General features: G+C 61.8%; 18 protein-coding genes and 1 pseudogene. 10 read left to right on the top strand and 9 right to left on the bottom strand.

Annotated elements, in window-relative coordinates; genetic code table 11:
• The first annotated feature begins 141 nt into the window (after window positions 1–141).
• Genes paoA through paoC form a run of 3 tightly spaced genes read left to right on the top strand, consistent with a single transcriptional unit; the run spans window position 142 to window position 3,910 of the window.
• Window positions 142–765, top strand: coding sequence for an aldehyde dehydrogenase iron-sulfur subunit PaoA (paoA, locus tag CRO59_RS06910; RefSeq protein ID WP_097088855.1), 624 nt, complete (start codon window positions 142–144; stop codon window positions 763–765).
• Window positions 762–1,718: a xanthine dehydrogenase family protein subunit M gene (locus CRO59_RS06905; RefSeq protein WP_097088854.1), complete on the top strand. Its 957-nt coding sequence runs from the start codon at window positions 762–764 to the stop codon at window positions 1,716–1,718. Before paoA ends, CRO59_RS06905 begins: the two co-directional genes overlap by 4 nt.
• Complete coding sequence (gene paoC / locus CRO59_RS06900) at window positions 1,715–3,910, top strand: aldehyde oxidoreductase molybdenum-binding subunit PaoC (RefSeq protein ID WP_097088852.1); 2,196 nt, start codon at window positions 1,715–1,717, stop codon at window positions 3,908–3,910. The genes CRO59_RS06905 and paoC overlap by 4 nt, the downstream gene beginning before the upstream one ends.
• Window positions 3,911–4,004: 94 nt before the next feature.
• Here the strand turns inward: paoC and CRO59_RS06895 are convergent, their stop codons facing one another.
• The gene (locus CRO59_RS06895; protein WP_027611675.1) at window positions 4,005–4,481 is read right to left on the bottom strand and encodes a cupin domain-containing protein; all 477 of its coding nucleotides are present in this window, start codon (window positions 4,479–4,481) and stop codon (window positions 4,005–4,007) included.
• Window positions 4,482–4,578: 97 nt separating this feature from the next.
• Here CRO59_RS06895 and CRO59_RS06890 point away from each other — a divergent pair, with 97 nt between their 5' ends.
• The gene (locus CRO59_RS06890; protein ID WP_027611674.1) at window positions 4,579–5,472 is read left to right on the top strand and encodes a LysR family transcriptional regulator; all 894 of its coding nucleotides are present in this window, start codon (window positions 4,579–4,581) and stop codon (window positions 5,470–5,472) included.
• Between the two features lie 4 nt (window positions 5,473–5,476).
• Here the strand turns inward: CRO59_RS06890 and CRO59_RS06885 are convergent, their stop codons facing one another.
• Window positions 5,477–6,436, bottom strand: coding sequence for an aldo/keto reductase (locus CRO59_RS06885; RefSeq protein WP_177408962.1), 960 nt, complete (start codon window positions 6,434–6,436; stop codon window positions 5,477–5,479).
• Window positions 6,437–6,548: 112 nt separating this feature from the next.
• On the opposite strand from CRO59_RS06885, the gene CRO59_RS06880 reads away from it, so the two are divergent.
• The 3 genes from CRO59_RS06880 to CRO59_RS06865 all read left to right on the top strand — a co-directional run bounded on the left by CRO59_RS06880 (window position 6,549) and on the right by CRO59_RS06865 (window position 9,491).
• Window positions 6,549–7,322, top strand: a complete 774-nt coding sequence (locus CRO59_RS06880; protein ID WP_097088849.1) for an alpha/beta hydrolase — start codon at window positions 6,549–6,551, stop codon at window positions 7,320–7,322.
• A gap of 264 nt (window positions 7,323–7,586) precedes the next feature.
• On the top strand, window positions 7,587–8,453 hold the full coding sequence (locus CRO59_RS06875) for a CAP domain-containing protein (RefSeq protein ID WP_097088847.1): 867 nt from the start codon (window positions 7,587–7,589) through the stop codon (window positions 8,451–8,453).
• Window positions 8,454–9,059: 606 nt separating this feature from the next.
• Window positions 9,060–9,491, top strand: a complete 432-nt coding sequence (locus tag CRO59_RS06865; protein ID WP_097088846.1) for a nuclear transport factor 2 family protein — start codon at window positions 9,060–9,062, stop codon at window positions 9,489–9,491.
• A 69-nt stretch (window positions 9,492–9,560) separates the two neighbouring features.
• On the opposite strand, the gene mqo is transcribed toward CRO59_RS06865, so the two are convergent.
• The 3 genes and pseudogenes from mqo to CRO59_RS29210 all read right to left on the bottom strand — a co-directional run.
• Window positions 9,561–11,207, bottom strand: a complete 1,647-nt coding sequence (gene mqo, locus CRO59_RS06860) for a malate dehydrogenase (quinone) (RefSeq protein WP_007962427.1) — start codon at window positions 11,205–11,207, stop codon at window positions 9,561–9,563.
• 448 nt (window positions 11,208–11,655) lie between these two features.
• A complete protein-coding gene (locus CRO59_RS29215) occupies window positions 11,656–12,381 on the bottom strand; it encodes a methyl-accepting chemotaxis protein (protein ID WP_371917806.1) in 726 nt (241 codons plus the stop codon).
• A 132-nt stretch (window positions 12,382–12,513) separates the two neighbouring features.
• A pseudogene (locus CRO59_RS29210) lies at window positions 12,514–13,269 on the bottom strand (MCP four helix bundle domain-containing protein); the annotation flags it as partial.
• A gap of 188 nt (window positions 13,270–13,457) precedes the next feature.
• Here CRO59_RS29210 and CRO59_RS06850 point away from each other — a divergent pair.
• Both CRO59_RS06850 and CRO59_RS06845 read left to right on the top strand, forming a co-directional pair.
• Window positions 13,458–13,772, top strand: coding sequence for a DUF2388 domain-containing protein (locus CRO59_RS06850; protein WP_007962425.1), 315 nt, complete (start codon window positions 13,458–13,460; stop codon window positions 13,770–13,772).
• A 68-nt stretch (window positions 13,773–13,840) separates the two neighbouring features.
• On the top strand, window positions 13,841–14,263 hold the full coding sequence (locus CRO59_RS06845; protein ID WP_096796484.1) for a hypothetical protein: 423 nt from the start codon (window positions 13,841–13,843) through the stop codon (window positions 14,261–14,263).
• Here the strand turns inward: CRO59_RS06845 and ligD are convergent, their stop codons facing one another.
• The 4 genes from ligD to CRO59_RS06825 all read right to left on the bottom strand — a co-directional run bounded on the left by ligD (window position 14,264) and on the right by CRO59_RS06825 (window position 20,176).
• On the bottom strand, window positions 14,264–16,882 hold the full coding sequence (ligD, locus tag CRO59_RS06840) for a DNA ligase D (RefSeq protein WP_097088842.1): 2,619 nt from the start codon (window positions 16,880–16,882) through the stop codon (window positions 14,264–14,266). It abuts the gene before it with no gap.
• A 17-nt stretch (window positions 16,883–16,899) separates the two neighbouring features.
• Complete coding sequence (locus CRO59_RS06835; RefSeq protein WP_097088840.1) at window positions 16,900–17,853, bottom strand: class I SAM-dependent methyltransferase; 954 nt, start codon at window positions 17,851–17,853, stop codon at window positions 16,900–16,902.
• A gap of 10 nt (window positions 17,854–17,863) precedes the next feature.
• Window positions 17,864–19,243, bottom strand: coding sequence for an iron-containing redox enzyme family protein (locus CRO59_RS06830; protein ID WP_097088838.1), 1,380 nt, complete (start codon window positions 19,241–19,243; stop codon window positions 17,864–17,866).
• A gap of 165 nt (window positions 19,244–19,408) precedes the next feature.
• Window positions 19,409–20,176, bottom strand: coding sequence for a tellurite resistance TerB family protein (locus CRO59_RS06825; protein WP_097088836.1), 768 nt, complete (start codon window positions 20,174–20,176; stop codon window positions 19,409–19,411).
• Window positions 20,177–20,426: 250 nt separating this feature from the next.
• Between CRO59_RS06825 and pcsA the strand changes: the two genes are divergently transcribed.
• The gene (gene pcsA, locus CRO59_RS06820) at window positions 20,427–21,149 is read left to right on the top strand and encodes a phosphatidylcholine synthase (RefSeq protein WP_096796489.1); all 723 of its coding nucleotides are present in this window, start codon (window positions 20,427–20,429) and stop codon (window positions 21,147–21,149) included.
• Window positions 21,150–21,248 lie beyond the last annotated feature (99 nt).

The following is a 21,248-nucleotide window of genomic DNA, read 5'->3' as shown; positions in this document are numbered from 1 at the left end:
ATAACTCTATAGCGCAAATCCGCAAAAACCTTTTCCCCTCCGCGCAGGTCATTCCAAGAACGAGACCGGTAAACATGCCGGCGCGCCCGTTTGGGCCCTTCAATCCCTGCCGTCCTGATTAAGCCAGAGAGGAATCGAAGCATGACGATTTCCCGACGAAGATTCCTGATCCTCGGCGCGGTGACCGCCACCGCGTTTGCAATGCCCCCCTTCATTAGCCTCAAGGCCTACGCGGCCAGTCTGGAGCAACCCGCCATGGCCAAACTGACGATCAACGTCAACGGTAAACCCCAAGCCCTTGAGGTGGACAACCGCACCACCCTGCTCGACGCCCTGCGCGAGCACCTGCACCTGACCGGCAGCAAAAAAGGCTGCGACCACGGCCAGTGCGGTGCCTGCACCGTCATCGCCGACGGCCGCCGGATCAACTCCTGCCTGACGCTTGCGGTGATGCATGAAGGCAGCGAGATCACCACCATCGAAGGCCTGGGCATGCCCGACAACCTGCACCCGATGCAGGCCGCGTTCATCAAGCATGACGGCTACCAGTGCGGTTATTGCACGCCGGGGCAGATCTGTTCGGCGGTGGCGGTGCTCAAGGAAATCCGCGAGGGCATTCCCAGCCACGTCAGCCCGAGCCTGACCGAAGCCCCGCAACTGATCGCCAGCGAATTCCAGGAACGCATGAGCGGCAACATCTGCCGCTGCGGCGCCTACTCGAACATCATCGAAGCCATCACTGAAGTCGCGCAGGTGCCAGCATGAGAGCGTTCAATTACAGCCGCGCCGATTCCCCCGCCGCAGCCGCAACGCTGGCGGCGCAGGTCGAAGGCGCGAAGTTCATCGCCGGTGGCACCAACCTGCTGGACCTGATGAAACTCGACATCGAAACCCCGCTGCACCTGATTGACGTCAACCACCTGGGCCTCGATCAGATCGAAGCCACGCCTGAAGGCGGATTGCGCATCGGCGCGCTGGTGCGCAACACCGATCTGGCCGCCGACAGCCGCGTGCGCAAGGACTACGCGCTGCTCTCCCGCGCCCTGCTCGCCGGCGCTTCCGGCCAGTTGCGCAACATGGCGAGCACCGCCGGCAACCTGCTGCAACGCACTCGCTGCCCGTATTTCTATGACGTCAATCAGGCCTGCAACAAACGCCAGCCCGGCAGCGGCTGCGCGGCGATTGGCGGGGTCAGTCGGCAACTGGGACTGATCGGCGTCAGCGACGCCTGCATCGCCACCCACCCCAGCGACATGGCAATTGCCATGCGCGCCCTCGATGCACAGGTTGAAACGGTCAAACCCGACGGCAGCACCCGCAGCATCGCCATCACCGATTTCCATCAGCTCCCCGGCAACACGCCGAACATCGAAACCAGCCTCACGCCTGGCGAGTTCATCACGTCGGTAACCCTGCCGGCTCCAGTCGGCGGCACGCACATTTATCACAAGGTGCGCGATCGCTCGTCGTACGCTTTCGCGCTGGTGTCGGTCGGTCTGATCCTGCAAAAGGACGGCAGCGGCCGTGTGGCGGTCGGCGGTATTGCGCCGAAACCGTGGCGGGTGGAAGCCGCCGACGCGTTGCTGCCCAAAGGCGCAAAAGCCGTCAGCGAACGCTTGCTCGACGGTGCCACGCCAACCCACGACAACCAATTCAAACTGACCCTGGTCGAGCGCACGCTCGGCTCGGTGTTGGCGCAAGCGAGGGATGAAGCATGAAATTCGACACGCCCGCCACCACCAACCCGATCGACCAGCTCAAGGTCGTCGGCAAACCCACCGACCGCATCGAAGGCCCGCTGAAAACCAGCGGTCAGGCGCCATATGCCTACGAGCAGCACGAGGCCGTGGCGAATCAGGCTTACGGTTTCATGGTCGGCTCGGCCATCGCCAAGGGCCGCATCAGCCACATCGATCTCGACGCTGCACAAGCGGCGCCCGGCGTGCTGGCCATCGTCACCGCCGCCAATGCCGGCAAGCTTGGCAAAGGCCAATACAACTCGGCGCCGCTGCTCGCCGGGCCCGAGGTGCAGCACTATCACCAGGCCGTAGCGCTGGTGGTCGCCGAGACCTTCGAACAGGCTCGCGCTGCGGCGCAATTGATCAAGGTCGATTACGTCGCGGCCAAAGGCGAGTTCGAACTGGCCAACGTGCTTGACCAAGGCGTCGAAGACGACGAGTTGCCCGACGTCACCCACGGCGATTTCGACAAAGCCTTCGCCGCTGCGCCGGTGCAGTTCGACCAGACCTACACCACTCCCGATCAGTCCCACGCGATGATGGAGCCGCACGCGACGCTGGCCGCCTGGAAGGGTGATCATCTGACCTTGTGGACCTCCAATCAGATGATCGCCTGGAGCGTCGGCGACGTCGCCACGACCCTTGGCCTGCCCAAGGAAAACGTGCGCCTGATCTCGCCGTACATTGGCGGCGGCTTCGGCGGCAAACTGTTCATTCGTGCCGACGCAATCCTCGCCGCCCTCGGTGCGCGCCTGGCCAACCGCCCGGTGAAAGTCGCCCTCGCCCGCCCGCAAATGGCCAACAACACCACCCACCGCCCGGCCACGATCCAGCGCATTCGGATGGGCGCCACGGCGGACGGCAAGCTCAGCGCCATCGCCCACGAAGGCTGGTCGGGCAACCTCAAGGACGGCAAGGTCGAAGTCGCCGCGCAGCCGAGTCAGTTGCTCTATGCCGGAGAAAACCGCCGGGTGACCATGCGCCGGGCGCCGCTGGATTTGCCCGAAGGCAACTCCATGCGCGCGCCGGGTGAAGCACCGGGGCTGATGGCGCTGGAAATCGCCATGGACGAAATGGCCGAGCAGCTCAAGCTCGACCCGGTGCAGTTCCGCATCCTTAATGACACCCAGGTTGATCCGGTAAAAACCGAGCGTCCGTTTTCCCAGCGACGCCTGATCGAATGCTTGCAGACCGGTGCCGAGAAATTCGGCTGGAACCAGCGCAATGCTACTCCCGGCAGCCGTCGCGAAGGTCGCTGGCTGATCGGCATGGGCGTCGCCGCCGCGTTTCGCAACAACCTGTTGCTGAAGTCCGGCGCCCGGGTGCGGCTGGAGCGCGACGGCAAGGTCACGGTGGAAACCGACATGACCGATATCGGCACCGGCAGCTACACCATCATCGCCCAGACCGCGGCCGAGATGATGGGCGTGGACCTGGCGGATGTCAGTGTGCATCTGGGGGATTCGACCTTCCCGGTATCGTCCGGCTCCGGTGGCCAGTTCGGCGGCAACTGCTCGACTGCCGGGGTGTATGCCGCGTGCATGAAACTGCGCGAAGCGGTGGCGACGAAGCTGGGCATGAGCGGTAGTGACGTCGAGTTTGCTGACGGTCAGGTGCGCGCCGGGGGCAAGACCCTGCCGCTGCGTGATGCGGCAAAAGATGGCGTGGTCGAGGCCGAGGACAGCATCGAGTTCGCCGACCTCGCCAAGCAGTATCAGCAATCGACTTTCGGCGCGCATTTCGTGGAGGTTGCGGTGGATGCAGCGACCGGCGAAGTCCGCGTGCGGCGCATGCTCGCGGTGTGCGCGGCGGGACGGATTCTCAACCCGAAAGCCGCGCGCAGCCAGGTGATCGGCGCGATGACCATGGGCGTCGGAGCGGCGTTGATGGAAGAGCTGGCGGTGGACAAGCGGCTGGGCTTTTTCGTCAATCACGATCTTGCCGGATACGAGGTGCCGGTGCACGCCGACATCCCGCATCAGGAGGTGATTTTCCTCGATGAGACCGATCCGATTTCATCGCCGATGAAAGCCAAGGGTGTGGGGGAACTAGGGATTTGCGGCGTGAGCGCGGCGGTAGCGAATGCGATCTACAACGCCACCGGGGCGCGGGTGCGTGAGTATCCGATTACGCTGGACAAGATCCTCGATTCGTTGCCGGAGATGATCTAGTCATCTGCACATTCAAGCCCTCTCCCCAAGCGATATGGGGTGAGGGCTTCGGTAGCGCACTAGCATGGGGTGCTAGGGGTCGAGGATGCGGAAGTTATTCCGATCTTGGGTATTGTGCCGCACTCACCTGCTCCATCCACTCCACCACTTCACCGTCCAGCACTTCGGCAATCGCAATGTGCGTCATCGCCGTGGTCGGCGCGGCGCCATGCCAGTGCTTCACCTGCGGCGCGATCCACACCGTATCGCCGGGGCGGATCTGCCGAACTGGCTGACCCCACTCCTGCACAAAACCTGAACCGGCGGTGACGATCAGCGTCTGACCCAACGGATGGGTATGCCACGCCGTGCGTGCGCCGGGTTCGAAGGTCACCGTGGCGCCGCTGACACGCGCGGCATCGCTGCCCTTGAACGGCGCGTCAACACGCACAGTGCCGGTGAACCAGTCTGTCGGGCCTTTGGCCGAGGGTTGCGAGCCGTTGGGAGTGACAGTGACGCGCGGGGATTCGTTGGCCTGGGCCTCACCCGCCAGTAAGGACAGGGTCAGTGCAGAAGCGGCAATCGGGTTCATGGCGATGGTCTCCGGTGATCAATAGCCGCACTTTACCGAGCCGGACTGTTCAGATAATCGACTAGAATTCGAAAAAACTTATGCAGGACACTCATCAATGCTTCGAGAAAACGCCAGTGACCTGCTCGCCTTCCTTGCCGTGGCCCGCGAGCGCAGCTTCACAAAAGCCGCAGCCAAACTCGGCGTCTCGCAATCGGCGCTCAGCCATACCATCCGCGCCCTTGAAGCGCGCCTGGGCCTGCGCCTGCTGACCCGCACCACGCGCAGCGTCTCACCCACCGAGGCTGGCGAACATTTACTGCAGACCATCGGCCCGCGTTTCGAAGAGATCGAACAGGAACTGGCGGCCCTGAGCAACCTGCGCGAAACCCCGGCCGGCCGGATCCGCATCAGTGCCACCGACCATTCGCTGAACTGGCTGTTGCGACCGGTGCTCAAGGAATTCCTGCCCCAATACCCGGACATCGCCGTCGAGGTGATCTGCGATTACGGTTTCGTCGACATCGCCGGACAAGGCTTCGACGCCGGCATTCGGCTGGGCGAAGACGTGGCCCAAGGCATGATCGCCACCCGCATCGGCCCCGACATGCGCATGGCGGTGGTCGGCTCGCCGGCCTATTTCGCCAACCGTACACACCCGCAAACGCCAAGAGACTTGACTGACCACGCCTGCAACAACCTGCGTCTGCCCACCAACGGCGGGCTGTACACCTGGGAATTCGAGAAGGGTGACGAAAGCCTCAAGGTACGAGTGTCCGGGCAAGTCACACTGAATGGCGTCTACCCGCTACTCGACGCCGCAGTCGACGGTTTCGGCCTCAGCTACATTCCGGAAAACATCGTCGCGCCGTATCTGGCCGACGGGCGTCTGGTGCAAGTGCTGGCAGACTGGTGCCCGACGTTTGCCGGTTACCACCTGTACTACCCGAGCCGACGGCAGGCGGCGCCGGCGTTTGCGCTGTTGGTGGAGGCGTTGCGGTATCGCGGTTGACCGCCTACCCCAGCAGCGCAATCAACTGATGCCGCTGCGCATCGGTGAGCATCGGCCCGAATCCGGCGCCAGCGTTGTCGGCCATGTAGCGCGGATTGCCGGTGCCGGGAATCACGCAAGTCACCGCCGGGTGCGACAGCAGGAACTTCAACGCCAGTTGCGGCCAGCTGTTTACCTGCACGTCCGAGACCCAGGCCGGCAACGGCTTGACCTTGAGACGGGCGAGCAACCCGCCGCCGCCAAAAGGCCGATTGCAGATCACCGCCACCCCGCGTTCACGGCACAGCGGCAGAATGCGTTTCTCCACGCCACGGTCATCGAGGGCGTAGTTGATTTGCAAAAAATCCAGTTGTTCGGCCTTGAGCACTGCTTCGACTTCATCGTAGGCCGACGGCGTGTAATGGGTGATGCCGATGTAGCGAATGCGCCCCTGTTCTTTCCATTCGCGCAGGATTGGCAGATGGTTCTGCCAGTCCAGCAGATTGTGGATCTGCATCAGGTCGATGCGTTCGGTGCGCAGCAGACGGAAGGATTCCTCCATCTGCGCGATACCTTCCTTGCGCCCTCGGGTCCAGACCTTTGTCGCCAGAAACGCGGGTGAACGCGGTTCGTGAATCGATAGCAGCTCGCCAGTAGTTTGCTCGGCGCGGCCATACATCGGCGAGCTGTCGATCAACGTGCCACCCTTTTTGAACAGCTCGTCGAGCACTGCTGGCAATAGCTTATAAGCCGGATCGCCGGGGGCAACGTCAAAGCCGCGATAAGTGCCCACGCCCACTATGGGCAACAGCTCGGAGATGGAAGGGATGGCGCGGGTCTGCATGGTCTGGTCTCCTGCCTGGCTCGGCGAAGTGGCAGTCGGCGTGATGGCAGTGGCCAACGCCCGGTCAAAGGTCAGGACCGCCGAAACCCCGGCAGCCAGCGTGAGCAAGCGGCGACGGGAGCAACCCTCAGTGTGGCTCATGCGGGTTCCCCTGCTGCGTGAATCTGTTGCACGTTGTGTGCGACGACGGCCAGCCGGATTCGCTGGACTACACTGCGACTGCGAACACCCGCGCCCCGTTAAAGTTAGTCGAATGTCCAGAAAACTGATGTCACTCGTCGCCTTGCTCATCGCCCTCTACCTGTTGCTGTGCGGGGCGCTGTTCATTTTTCAGCGCTCGCTGATCTATTTCCCCCAGCCTGACAACGCCGTGACTACGGAAGATTCGCGGCTGAAACTGGCGATGCCGGAGGCCGATGTGTGGGTGACCACGCGCGCGCATGCCGGGCCAAAAGCGCTGATCTACTTTGGCGGCAATGCCGAAGATGTGTCGCGCAATCTGCCGTCGTTCAGCGAGGCTTTTCCCGACTACGCGGTGTTTTTGCTGAACTACCGGGGCTTCGGTGGCAGCGGCGGCTCACCTTCGGAAGAAGCGATTGCCGAAGATGCGCTGGCGCTGTTTGATCAGGTGTACGCCAGCCATCCGCAGATTGCCGTGATCGGCCGCAGCCTGGGATCGGGGGTGGCGGTGCGGCTGGCGAGTCAGCGTCCGGCGACCAGATTGATTCTGGTGACGCCGTACAACAGCCTCGAAGAAATTGCCGTCCGCCAATACCCGTGGTTTCCGGTCAAATGGTTGCTCAAGGATCGCTTCGAGTCGGGCCGCTATGCCGCGCACATTCGCGTGCCGACGTTGCTGTTGGCGGCCAGCGATGACGAAGTGATTCCACGGGACAGTACGCAGCGGTTGCTGGCGCACTTCCCCAAAGGCGTGGCGACGCTGCGGGTGGTGCCGGCTTCGGGGCACAACTCGATTTCCGAGCAGGCGCAATACCTGCAGTGGATGCAGGAAGTGCTTGATCGCTGATAGCCGATTATTGCGTTGGCTGAACTGGCCCCTTCGCGAGCAGGCTCGCTCCCACCTTGATAATGCAATCCCCTGTGGGAGCGGGCTTGCTCGCGAAGGCGCCAGTGCGAACAACACAAAATCCAAGGATCGCCCTCCCCTTCATCACCCACCAAAAAAGCCAGATGGCCAGCATGAACCAAGTGCAAAAAGCCCAGTCCTAGTGGCGCCGTATTCCGCGGCTGCCCACTTCAGCACTGTCTTTTTCCCTGAGTCTGCCGTCCCATGCGCCATGTCGTTCGCTCATCAAGCTTCGTTTCGCTGTGCCTGCTGATCCTTGCCCCACTGTTCACCGAGACCTCCCACGCCAGCGAAGAGCGGCAACTGGTGGCCGCGATCAACGACTACCGCGCTCATCCGCAACGCTGCGACCGCCGCCCGGCCCAGCGCCTGGCGCCACTGTCGCTGAAATCGAATCTGGCGCTGCCGATCGGCTATGGCTACGGCGGTGGCTTGCGCGAGAGATTGAAGTCTTCGGGGTATTCGGCGGTGGTGGTGCGCAGTATCCGCATCATTGGGGCCGGGGATGCCGAGGAAGCCTTCGAACAGCTGCAAGACAGCCACTGCACCGCCCTGCTCGACGCCCAGTATGCCGACATCGGCGTCAGCCGCTCCCGTGGTGAATGGCAAGTGGTGCTGGCGCAACCGGTGCTCGACAGTCGTGTCGGCGACAACCGCAGCGTCGGCAAGGCCCTGCTCGCCGAAGTCAACGCCGCTCGGGCACGCCCCCGGATGTGCGGGCGCCAACGCTTCGCCGCCGCCCGCCCCCTGAGCTGGAACGCCGCGCTGGGCGCCGCCGCACAAGGCCACAGCAAGGCCATGGCCTACGGCAACTATTTCGCCCACCGCGACCCGGACGGCGATATGCCGGCAGATCGCGCGCGGGCGGCGGGTTATCGAGGTCGGCAGATCGGCGAGAATATCGCCGCCGGCCAGAGTTCACCGGGCAAGGCGATGGCCGGATGGCTGGCCAGCCCCGGCCATTGCGCCAACTTGATGAACCCGATGTTCACTCAGGTCGGTGCCGGGTTCGCCAGTGAGGCGCGCAGTGATGAAGGGGTTTACTGGACGATGGTGTTTGGCGCGCCTTGATTCGCTTGAGAGCTTTTCAGTGACGCTACTGGCCCCTTCGCGAGCAAGCCCGCTCCCACACTGGATCTGTGTTGTTCACAAATCCATGTGGAAGCGGGCTTGCTCGCGAAGAGGCCGGTACAGACACCTCAATCGCTTGCGCCGCCTCCCGGTTCAGTCCAGTTCGGTGTGATGCGAGAAGTTACAGCGCAGTAGAAACAGTTGCGCCCTTCGACAAAAAGGGCGCTGGAGTCTGGTGTAAAACGACCGGGGTTCAGACCGGAGAAATCGTCGCAAGCATTCCGATCAGAATGGTCAACGTCAGAAACCCACCGAGGAAAATCGCCATCTTGTTCATGCTGCTCTCCTTAATGTTGAGCTTGCGGTGCACCGGGCGCTTCGGGATGAAGGGCTGCCGCGGGTGACCGAATTGCCAGGCTATTCTGAGCGCCTGACTGAGCCGGTTACAGAGGCAGATCCAACAGAAAAATACGGATCAGATGCCCATCTGATCCGCTCCGGACATGATCTGGTATTCAGATCGGCACACAACGGTTCGAGATCCACCGCTTTGAACTAGAGTGATTGCCGTCGCGCGCAGAACAACAACAATTCCAGGAGTGGTCAATGTCCGAACTGAACCTGCAACCCAACGCCGCCGAATCCCTGAAACGCTGGCACGAGATGATCCGCACCGGCAATCTCAAGGCCTTGCCCGAACTGCTCGACCCGAACGCGGTATTCCGCTCGCCCATGGCCCACTCGCCTTACCCCGGCGCGCCAGTGGTGACGATGATCCTCAACACCGTGTTCGACGTGTTTGAAGATTTCAAATATCACCGCGAACTGGTGACTGCCGATGGCTTGAATGTGGTTTTGGAGTTCAGCGCCAAGGTCGGGACCAAGGAGTTGAAGGGGATCGACATGATTCGCTTTGATGAGAGCGGGAAGATTGTCGAGTTCGAGGTGATGGTGCGGCCGTTGAGCGGTTTGCAGGCCCTCGGCGAAGAGATGGGACGGCGGCTTGGTGCGTATCTGGCAAGCGCGAAACCCAAGTAGGATCAGGCGCCACAAAAAAGCCCACTGACCGTTCCCGGTTCAGTGGGCTTTTGTGCATCAGGCGTCTAGTTACAGCGCCATGTCACGTGCAGCATTTTCCTTCGGTGCTTCAGCTTTTTCAGCTGCAGGTGCAGCCGGGGCAGCAGCCTGACCGATCACCGGTGGAGTTGGCAGTTCGAGGATCTTGGCGGTGTACGCCCACTCTTGTGCCACTTTGGCCGGATCGTTGTTCAGCTGAGTGCCGTAGCTTGGAACGATCTGGTGCAGCTTGGCCTGCCACTCAGGGGTGGCGACTTTGTCTTTGAAGACTTTCTGCAGCACGCTCAGCATGATCGGTGCAGCGGTCGACGCGCCTGGCGATGCGCCCAGCAGGCCGGCGATGGAGCCGTCTTGTGCAGCAACGATTTCGGTGCCCAGTTTCAGCACGCCGCCAGCGGCTTCATCACGCTTGATGATTTGCACGCGCTGGCCGGCTTGCCACAGGCGCCAGTCTTCGGCTTTGGCGTTCGGGAAGTATTCCTTCAGCGCGTTCAGACGGTCTTCATCCGACAGCATCAGTTGACCGGCCAGGTACTCGACCAGCGGGTATTCCTTGATGCCGACCTTGGTCATTGGCCAGATGTTGTGGGTGGTGGTGCTGGTCAGCAGGTCCAGGTACGAGCCTTCTTTGAGGAACTTGGTGCTGAAGGTCGCGAATGGGCCAAACAGGATGACGCGCTTGCCGTCCAGAACACGGGTGTCCAGGTGCGGAACCGACATCGGCGGTGCGCCAACCGAAGCTTTACCGTAGGCCTTGGCCAGGTGCTGCTCGGCGATGGCCGGGTTATCGGTCACCAGGAACGAGCCGCCGACCGGGAAGCCAGCGTATTCCTTGGCTTCAGGAATGCCCGACTTCTGCAGCAGGTGCAGAGCGCCGCCACCAGCGCCGATGAACACGAACTTGGCGTCGGTTTCGGTCTTGGTGCCGTCTTTCAGGTTTTTGTAGCTGACGCGCCAGGTGCCGTCGGCGTTCTTGGTGATGTCTTCGACTTCACTCGACAGCTTCAGGTCGAAGTTAGGCTTGGTCTGCAGGTAACCGGCGAACTGGCGGGTGATTTCGCCGAAGTTCATGTCGGTACCCAGCGGGCTCCAGGTGGCCGCGATTTTCTGGTTCGGGTCACGCCCTTCCATCATCAGCGGGACCCACTTCTTGATCACAGCCGGGTCTTCGGAGTACTGCATGCCGGCGAACAGCGGGCTCGCTTGCAGGGCTTCGTAGCGCTTTTTCAGGAACTTGATGTTGTCATCGCCCCACACGAAGCTCATGTGCGGCGTGGTGTTGATGAACGAGCGAGGGTTCTTCAGAACGCCTTGCTGAACCTGCCAGGCCCAGAACTGACGGGACACCTGGAACGCTTCGTTGATCTCGACCGCTTTCGGGATCGTCACGTTGCCTTTGTCGTCTTCCGGGGTGTAGTTCAGCTCAGCCAGGGCGGAGTGACCGGTACCGGCGTTGTTCCAGCCGTTGGAGCTTTCCAGGGCGACGCCGTCGAGGCGCTCGACCATTTCCATCGACCAGCTTGGCTCCAGCTCATTGATCCACACACCCAGGGTGGTGCTCATGATGCCGCCGCCGATCAGCAGAACGTCGACTTTCTTTGCTTCTGCAGCATTGGCGGACGACATCCCCATCGCCAAAGCCAGCCCGAGCAAGGCTGTGTTCACTTTCTTAAACATCCGTTGCACCTATGATAAAACGCCTTCCGCCCGCCGCTGTTATCTGTATGCGATCCGCTTTGATGACGCTCAGGCTCGCGTCGCAGATTCCAGCACACTTCAATTTTGACGGGTGGGCACACAAGGCCGACGTACCGCATCGACCTCAGTTAATGTCCCTTCTGAACTGACTTCTTATCATTATTGGCTTCAGCTACTTGAGCGACAGGGATTCCGTCAGCCCGCCCCAAAGGCAGGCAAACCGAATAAGGTCAAACCAAGTTGGCGCGAAGAATATCACGTCAGGGCAAACCCGCGCGTCTGTTCCCGACTTGAGAGTCTTTTTCCGCTGTGGGCGTTATCGGCCGGTTTGGGCTGAACATGATTCAGAAACCTGTGGTGGCTGGGTTGGCTCCATCGCGAGCAGGCTCACTCCTACAGGGAATGGGCTGCTCTCGCGATGGCGGCACTACAACCGAAACCGATCCACCGACAACGCCAACGCCCCCGCCAGACTCGACAGTTCATCGGTGGTATTGGCCGTCTGCCCGATCACTTTACTGTTGCCCTCGGACATCCCGGCGATCATTTCCACCTGATGAGCGATTTCGTTGCTGGCCTGGCTTTGCTCGCCGATGGTGCGGGTGATGTCGTTGACCAGTTGCGTGGTGCTGAGGGTGGCGTCGAGGATTTCGCGAATCGCCCGTTCGACTTCAGCCGTGACCGCCATGCCCTTGTCGACTTGGGCCACGCCGGCCTCCATGCTGCTGACCGCCTCCCGGGTGCTGTTTTGGATCCGTGCAACCATCGCGGCGATTTCCTGGGTTGAGGCACTGGTGCGTGCCGCCAGGCTGCGCACTTCGTCGGCAACCACGGCAAAGCCCCTGCCCTGCTCGCCGGCCCGCGCTGCCTCGATGGCGGCGTTGAGTGCCAGCAGGTTGGTCTGGTCGGCGATGCTCTTGATCACCTGAATGATGTTGAAGATGCCTTCGGATTCCTGATCCAGCGTACGGATCACCTGCGCCGACTGTTGCGCCGAGCGGGCGATGTCGTCCATGTCGCTGACCACCTGATGGATCACCTGCCCGCCGCTCTTGGCCAGCGACTCGGCCTGATTGGCCATGCCCAGCGCGCGTTCGGCATGACGAGTGATTTCCTCGATGCTGGCGGTCATCTGGCTCGCGGCGGCGGCCATGGTGCCGGCGGCGGCGCTTTGCTGCTGACTGCTGTCGGCGACCTGATGGCAGCCGTGGCTCAGTTGCTCGCTCATGCCGCTGACCCCATGGGCGTTGCGCCGAACGACGTCGATCATGTTGCGCAGGTCGCGCTGCATGGTCGCCAGGCTGCGGATCAGCGTACTGGCCTCGTCCTTGCCGGTCGGCTCGCTGATCGGTTCGCTGAGGTTGCCCTGGGCAATGCTCTGCGCGATCTGGTTAGCGGATTTCAGCGGCCCCATGATGCTGCGGGTCACCCAGCGCCCTTGCGCCAATAACAGCAGCAGGCTGGCCAGCAATACTGCGCCGAGGGCGATGTTGGCGTTGCGAATGGCGCTTTCGGTGGCCTGGCTGGTGTCACGGGTGTTGCTTTCGATCAGTTCGCTGAGGGCCGCCATCTGCTCTTCGAGCTGACTGAAGGCCGCATTGAACGTGCCCAGCTCCCGTTGCGCGCTGTCCGGGTTGTCCAGTGCCAGGCCGACTATGCGCTCGGCCGCCGCAATGTAAGTGTCCAGGCTGGGTTTTATGTGTTCCAGCGCAGACTTGATCGTCGGGTTGACCGGCAATTTGAGGTTTTCATCCAGCACTTCGCGAAAATGCGTAGCGTGTTCGTTGATCGAGTCCCGCACCTCTGCGGCCGTGCCGGTACTTTTGCCCAGGCCCACCAGCATCGCCGAATACACGTCGGCCCGCAGCGCGTCGTGCATCATGTCGGCTTCCATGTGATTGCGCAGCGCGGTCATGCTCACCGCGTTGTCGTTCACCGCTGCGGACATGCGCGTATTCCCCACATAGCTGACCAGACTCACGATCAGCGCCGTCAACAGACTGGTTGCAATCAGCAACAGCAAACGCAATTTGATCGACACTGTGGGTTCCTCCGTGAGGCGCGCCGAATGCGCCTTTCAGGATTTCAGTTAAGCTTATTTGTGCAGATGTGCCGCTTCAGAGCGTTTCAGCAAGTATCCGCGTGTTCGAACGGAACTCCGGCAAAGGTCGCACCTCTGAGATTATGTAGTCCTTCCTTTTTGCTTCGCGCTTGTGGAGGAACATCGTCATGCGCAAGTTAGTGCTCATTTCTTCTCTCCTGCTCTGCCTCCCTGTCGGCTCGGCGCTGGCCCGTGTCGACGCCGGCGATGTCGCCACCTCGGCGGGCGTTTCCGCGTCGCTGTACTCGACCTTCAAGGATCACAAAATGGTGATCCCGGCGCGCGACGACCTGTCAGCGTTCGTCGCCAGCGGCGGGGCCATCCGTGGGGTTTATCTGGAGTCGGTACTGCAACAGGTGCGGCACGACAACCCCGGCCTCAATGCCAGCGATGAAGACCTCGCCAACGCGATTCTGGTGCATTACGAAGGCCTGAATCAGTAGTTGCCAGGGACGCAGCGGCCGATGGACGGCAACTGAGGGCGCATAGGCAAAACCGTCTGACGGCCTCTATGATGGAGGCCATGACGACTCTTGCGCCTCCTGCGCCTTTGCGCTCACCCTGCCCGCCCGGCGCCTGCGATTGCGGGCGCGACGCGTTGCTGGAAACGCCGGGCACGGATCTGCGCATTCTGCGCCTGACCCGCGAGCAGGAAAAAATCCTCCTCTCCCGGCTGGAACAACTTAAAGACCTTGCGGACTTGCGGCATCTGCAACAGCGCATGCACGAACAGTTGGGCCTGCGGGTGGAAATCTCCCCGGGCTTTCATGAAGTGCGCAGCATGCTCGGCATCGAGATTCAGATCGAGGCGCTGCCGGGACTGTGCCGCAAGACCCGCAAGTCAATTCCGGCGGCGATTCGTCGGGGCTTGAACAACCACCCCGAAATCGCCTTCGAACTGCTCAACGCTCACGACTTGCTGCGCGACACCTGATCATTTTTTCATGCCAACCCGTTTGCGCATCTCGGCAGTGATGCTCTGGCGGGTTTTCTTCAGGTCGGCCCACGGCTCATCGCCGACTTCGTTCAGACGCTCATGGACATTGCTGATGTTCCACTGATTGCCACCCTTGATCTCCCCTACTTCTTCGCGAAACAGCGGTACCGACACCGGCAGTCCTTCACGGGTGCGCGCCGCGTAGGCACAAATGGTGGTGGCGCCCAGGCCGTTACGCAGGTAGTCGATGAAGATCCGACCGACACGATTTTTCGGCCCGGACACCGCGGAAAAGCGTTCCGGCAACAGCTTGGCCATGTGACTGACGATCGCATGGCTGAAATCCTTGACCTCGTCCCAGCCATGCTTGCGGGTCAACGGCACCACCAGGTGAATGCCTTTGCCGCCGCTGGTCTTGAGAAACGCCTTGAGCCCCAGTTCATCCAGCACGGTCAGGGTGAGCGCCGTGGCTTCGACCATGCTTTTCCACGGCAGCGCAGGGTCTGGGTCGAGATCGAGGACGAAGCGGTCAGGCTTGTCCAGATCGACGGTGGTGGCGTTCCAGGTGTGCAACTCGACCGTGCTCATCTGCACTGCGCCGATCAAGGCCTCGGCATTGTTGATCAACATCACCGGTTGCCCGGTAACGTCCTTGTCCAGCGTGGTGATGCCGGGAATCGCCAGGCGCTCGGCGTTTTTCTGGAAGAACAGCTCGCCGGCAATGCCGTCCGGCGCCCGCACCAGCGCAACCGGGCGATCCTTGAGCTGCGGCAGGATCCACTCGGCGACGCTGGCGTAATACTCGGCCAGTTGCATCTTGGTGGCGCCGCTGACCGCATCGATCACCCGGTCGGGGTGGGTGATGCGCACCTTGCCGCTGGCCAGCCCCAGCTGGAACGGCGCCGGTTCGGCTTTCTTCGGCTCAGTGGCTTTCTTTGATTCTGCAGTTTTCTTCGTCGAGGCAGCTTTTTTCGACGGGGTGGCTTTCGCTGAAGTCTTCACGGGTTTCGCGCGCTCCTCGGTAATCGACCTGGCCGGTTTGTCATTGCGCAGCCCATGGAACACAGCGTGGCGCACCGAACCGTCCTTGGTCATTTCGGCGAATGCCACTTCTGCCAACAGATTGGGTTTGAGCCAGTGCACACCTTTGGCCTCGAAGCCGCTGGGCGGATTGACCACGGCAGCCTTCTTCACCTGCAACGGCTTGAGCTGAGCGAGGATGCTTTTCAGTGTGGTTTCGTTGAAACCGGTGCCGACCTTGCCGGCATAGCGCAACTCGCCACTGTCGCGATCATGCAGGCCCAACAACAGCGCACCGAAAGCACTGCGCGCACCTTTCGGATCGGTGTAGCCGACAACCACGAATTCCTGCCGATGCTTGCACTTGAGCTTGATCCAGTCGCTGCTGCGCCGCGACACGTAGGGCGAGCCGAGGCGTTTGCCGATCAGCCCCTCCATCTGCATCTGGCAGGCGCTGTTGAGCAGTGCGTCCGCCGTTTCATCGAAGGCTTCGGAGAAGCGCAGCAACGGCTGCTCATGCCCGCCGAGTACCGTGGACAACGCCGCGCGGCGCTCCTCGACCGGCACTTCGCGCAGGTCAACGCCGTTGAGGTAGGGCATGTCGAACAGGTAGTACATGATGCTGCCGCTGCGCCCGGCTTCGAAGGCGTTTTGCAGCGCCTGAAAGTCCGGCACACCCTGCTCGTTGGTGACCACCACTTCGCCGTCCAGCCATGCCGATTCCAGCCCCAGCTCAGCGAGGGCTTGCGCCTGTTGCGGCAGTTTGTGCGTCCAGTCGTGACCGTTGCGGGTGAAGAGTTGCACCTGGTCGTGATCGATGCGCGCCAGGATCCGGTAGCCGTCGAACTTGATCTCGTAGCTCCACTGCCCTTCGGGTGCGCTGTCGACCAGGGTCGCCAATTCCGGCTTGAGTTGCGCCGGCAGTTTGGCCTTGCGCGCACCAGTGAGTGTCCCGGATGCCGCTTTGCGCGGTTTCGCCGGGGTCTTTTTCACGGGTTTGACTTGTTCGGCGGCGAGCTTGGGTTTGCTGATCAGGGTGCGTTCGCTGAGCACGCTGTCCGGCTCGGCGCTGAGCACATCGTAATCGTCCTGCGGGCGCGCCGCACTGTCCTGATGTTTGATCAGAAACCAGTTTTCCTTCTTGCCCGGCATGTGCGTGCGCACCAGGTTCCAGATCCCGGAGAGCTTTTCGCCTTGCAGCTCGAACTTGAGTTTACCCTTGGCATAGGCCTTGGCCGGATCCTCCTGCGGAATCCATACACCGCGATCCCAGACAATTACATCTCCGGCGCCGTAATGCCCTTCGGGAATGCTGCCCTCGAACGTCGCGTAATCCAGCGGATGGTCTTCGACGTGTACCGCCAGACGCTTGACCTTGGGATCGAGTGACGGCCCCTTGGGCACCGCCCAGCTCTTCAGCGCGCCATCGAGTTCGAGGCGAAAGTCATAATGCAGGTGCGAAGCGTCGTGCTTCTGGATGCAGAACTGCAGCGCATGTTCACTGGCCTTGCTGCGGCCACGGCGTTTGACCGCGGCGGGTTCCGACGTCGCGGAAAAGTCGCGCATACGATTGTAGTCGTCGAGGTTCCTGTTCATGGCGCACCTGCCTTGTGTCAGCCAATGCGGGTCACGGTCAGCACGACCACGGCGATCCGGTCCACGCGCTGGTAACCGGGGTTCAACAACTCTTCACCGAACACGTCGGGATCCAGCTCGCGATAGGTCCAGCCGAATCGCGTCGAATCCAGGCGCGGCACCACGGTGTCGAAAAAAGGATCGCCGCCATCGACCATCGCCACGCCGGTGTACAGCAACAAGGAGCCACCGGGTGCCAGCCGATTGAGCGCCTGCTCGACGATACGCAGCGACAATCCGGCGCCGAGCGAGCCACCGCCATGCCGATAAGCACGCCCGGCCGGGTCAGCCATGTACGGCGGGTTGGCGACGATCAAGTCGAAGTTGCCTTCGGTGCCCTGCAGCACATCACTGGCCTGCACCTCGACATTCGCGACTTCGGCCAATGCCGCGTTGATCGCAGTCAGGCGCAGCGCGGCGGGATTGATGTCGACCGCCAGCACCTGCGCTTCACGCCGTGCGCGGGCAATCAGGATGGCGCCGACGCCGGCGCCGCAGCCAATGTCCACCGCACGCTGAATCGGCGCGAAGCTCTGTTGCAGATGCGCGTGAATCAGCTGTGCAAACCGGTAAGTGTCCGGGCCGAAAAACACCGAATCGGCGGCATCGGTGGGAAAGCCGGAATGCACGAACAACAAGTCATCAAGACTCGACCAGCGCACCCGGCTTTTCAAGCGGCCGTCGTAGACGTCAATCACTTGCGCATCCTGCAACTGCCGCTGTTCATCGGCGGACAGCAAGCCAGGTTCGAACGGACGCGACCAGCCGAACACGTCGCGCAGGGTATCGGCGACCTGCCCTTCGTCACGCTGGTTTACGCGCTGATGGGTCAAGGGCGTCGGCGTGACGAAACGGTAGCCGTCAGCCTGCAAGCGCCGGCCGAGTTGCAGCAGCGTCAGGTCGTTGGCGGACAGTTGTTCTTCCTGATTCATGGAGATTTCCTTAGCGCAGACTGGATTTGAGTTCGATGAAGCGACGTGTCGCCAGCAGCCCCGCCGGGTGGGCATGGCGGGCCGGTGACAACCATGGGATCAGCGTGGCCATTTGTGCGTGTCCGTCCTGACCTTGCAGCGCAGAAGTCAGGCGTTGTACGTCGGGATCGTGTTCGGGCACGGCGGCGTCCGGGGTTGCCACCTGACGGCTGCGTCGTGGCGCTTTGCGTTGGTCGGATGGGGTCCAGTCGCCGGCAATCCAGTCGTGCAGAAGTTGCTTTTCATACGGACTGAACACGCCGAACATCGCCGCACCGTCGCCATCGATCAACTGCCAGAAACGGCTGGCTTGCGGATCTTCATTGCGTTTGATCCAGCCCTTGTCCTGCATCGCCTGAAGAAATCCGGGCAGTTGCTCGGACGTGGCCAGCCATTGATTGACGGTTTTGCCTTCGAAACGGCAGTAGTCGGAATGCATGTGCTGACCGAACGGGCGTTTGCGCTCTAGCATCGCCAGCACTTCCTGCTCCAGGTCAAAACCTTCGATGATCGCGCGGCTGCCCTGCCCCAGGTCGTTGAGTCGATAGCCCAGCGATACCCGGCGCAGGAATTCGCCGCGATCGGCTTCCAGCGGCAACAGGTCGAGCACCGACTGCACGGCTTTTTGCGCATGGCCGGTGCTGGCGTTATCGATGGTCACATGCAGGGTGAAGTAGTAAGGATCAACGCCCAACTCGCTGAGTTCATAGCCACTGATCAGCAAGTGCAGCGGCAGTTGTTCGTAGCCGAGGTTGTAGCCGATCACCTCCGGCAGCAAGCTTTCGCCACAGGCACCGAGTGCCAGTTGCAGCGCGCCTTGCAAGTAGCGTTCATCGGCAATCGCGCTGGCGTCCTGCAAACCGTGCTCAGCGAGCAGTTTGCGGTAGATCACCACGTGGTTTTGCGCCGGATTGCCGTCGCCCAATTCTTCCAGATAGGTACACAGCAACCCGTCGAAACGCGGGTCGCGCCACTGCGCCAACAAACCGTACAGCCACGCGCCATCCACCAGTTTGGTCGGCGCCACGGCTTGCAGAAAGTACAACGCGTGAGCCTTGTTGCTGAAAAACTGGCGCGGTCCGCCGGCCTGGCGTTGTTGCAGGTAATCGGCGTACTGGCGGGCAACTTCCGTGCAGTGCCCGGCGACCCAGTTTTGCCACGCCGACGGATCCTGCGGAAGTTCTTCGGGCAACAGCGCGGCACGTTGCAACTGCTCGGCGAGAAAATCCCGCGCGAGGGTTTCAGGCGCATCCTCAAGCAGCAGTGCCTCATAAATACGCCGCAGATCGCCGTCGGCAATGATGGGCTGTTGCTGCGCGCTCGGCGCCTGCAGAGGGGTCAGGGCAGTCATGTCAGTGTTCTCGTTCGGTTGGCCGGTCAGGGCGTTGTTTCACGCCTCTACATCAGCAGAGCAACCGCTACGGAAAAAAATTCAATCGACATGAAAATCGCCCTGACGGACGGAGCATCGTGGTCCCGGCAAGGGCTGCCCGAGACCGCGATTTTTGACGGTGCTTCAGGCCCGACCTTTGGCCTGAGCCTCCAGATGCACCTGCAACTGCGGGGCGATCTGCAGCGCGGCAGCCAGTTCATCCAGGTAGTTGCGTTCGGCGTCTTGCTGGTCGTCCACTAGGATCACGCTGACCAGGTACATTTCGGCGGCCGTCGCCGGGTCGTCGTTGGCCGCCTGCGCGACTTCGTTCGCATCCAGCGGTTTGGCAACTTCAGCGTTAAACCATTGCTGCAATTCTGGATCGTCGGTGTGTTTGCCAATCTCTTCATCGATCATCTGCCGTTCCCGGTCATCGATCTCACCATCAGCCTTGGCTGCCGCGATCAGCGCCCGCAGCACAGCATGCCCGTGCTCCTCGACTTCGGGCCCGGCCAGCAGATTTGCGGTTGGCGGAATCTGCTGTGGCGCCGCCGACGCCTGACTGCGCTGCCAGGCCTGATACGCCTGGAACGCCATCATTCCCAACGAGGCCAGTGCCGCATAATTGGTGCCGCCGGAACGACTTTGTGTACCGCCGCCACCGAGTGCCCCGCCCAACGCGCCGCCCAATCCACCGCCGCCACCGCCGCCAAGCAGACCACCCAGCAATCCACCCAAACCGCCCAGCCCACCGGACTGCGCGCCACTGGCGCCTGTACTCGCGCCGCCGCCCAACAGGCCACCGAGCAAGCCGCCCAGTCCGCCCAGACCTGCGCCGGCCGAAGCGCCACTTGGTTGTCCCACCGAGGCCTGGCCCCGCAGTAGTTGTTCGAGCAAATCACTGGTGTTCATGATCTCGTCCTCAGCCATTGGCAATAAATGCGTCAGGCAACAATAGACCGCCGACGCCGGCGCGCCAGCACCGTCTGGCTGACGCTGGCAGATTTCGCCGAGGTATTTTTTGTGCGGGCAGCTAAGATTCAAAGGTGGTGAACCTTATCCCGGCCAAACCGGTCGATAGCTGCAACCCCGACCCGGTTTGCCGGCGCCCTTTGCCCGAGGGTGATAACCGGCATGCTTCATTTTTCTGGAGAACGCCCCTGTGATATCGACCGTACACATCGCCAGGCTCAAAGCATGGGGCGCCCATGGTTTTACCGCGACCGGCGTGGTCACAGCCTTTCTGGCGACCCTCGCCCTGCTGGAAAACCAGCCGACTCACTGCCTGATGTGGCTGGGCGTGGCATTGATCGTCGACGGTCTCGACGGAGCGCTCGCGCGTAAGGTCAATGTGCAGTCGGTGCTGCCGAGTTTCGACGGCTCGATCCTCGATCTGGTGATCGACTACCTGACCTACGTGTTCATTCCGGCGCTGTTCATCTATCGCTACATTCCCCTGCCCGACTACACCCTGCTGCTGAGCGTATCGCTGATTCTGGTGTCGTCGCTGTTCTGTTTCTGCAACGTCAACATGAAGAGCAAGGACAACTATTTCGTCGGTTTCCCCGCCGCGTGGAACGTGGTTGCCCTGTGCCTGTACATCATCGACCCGGGGCCGTGGATCACCTTTCTGACCATCATCGGTCTGGCGCTGCTGACCGTGACCCGCATGAAGTTCCTGCACCCGTTCCGGGTACGCCGGTTCATGCCGATCAACATCGCGGTGACGGCCATCTGGCTGCTGTGCAGCCTGTCGCTGGTGCTTAATCACCCGATGATCAATCCGCTGGTGATGGGTTTGTGGTTGCTGGCGTCGGCGTACTTTCTGGGGATCTGCATCTGGCGTACGGCGCTGGAGTGGTTTGATCGGCCGCACCTGAAATAGCACCAGACCTGCCAATCACGAATACCTGTGGGAGCTGGCTTGCCAGCGATTTCGGACTGCCAGTCGACATCGTTTGGACAGGACGGCCGCCATCGCTGG

Origin of the sequence: Pseudomonas sp. LAMO17WK12:I5, from assembly GCF_900215165.1 — a bacterium.
GTDB classification, from domain to species: domain Bacteria; phylum Pseudomonadota; class Gammaproteobacteria; order Pseudomonadales; family Pseudomonadaceae; genus Aquipseudomonas; species Aquipseudomonas putida_A.
This window is presented reverse-complemented; position numbering and strand designations above follow the sequence as displayed.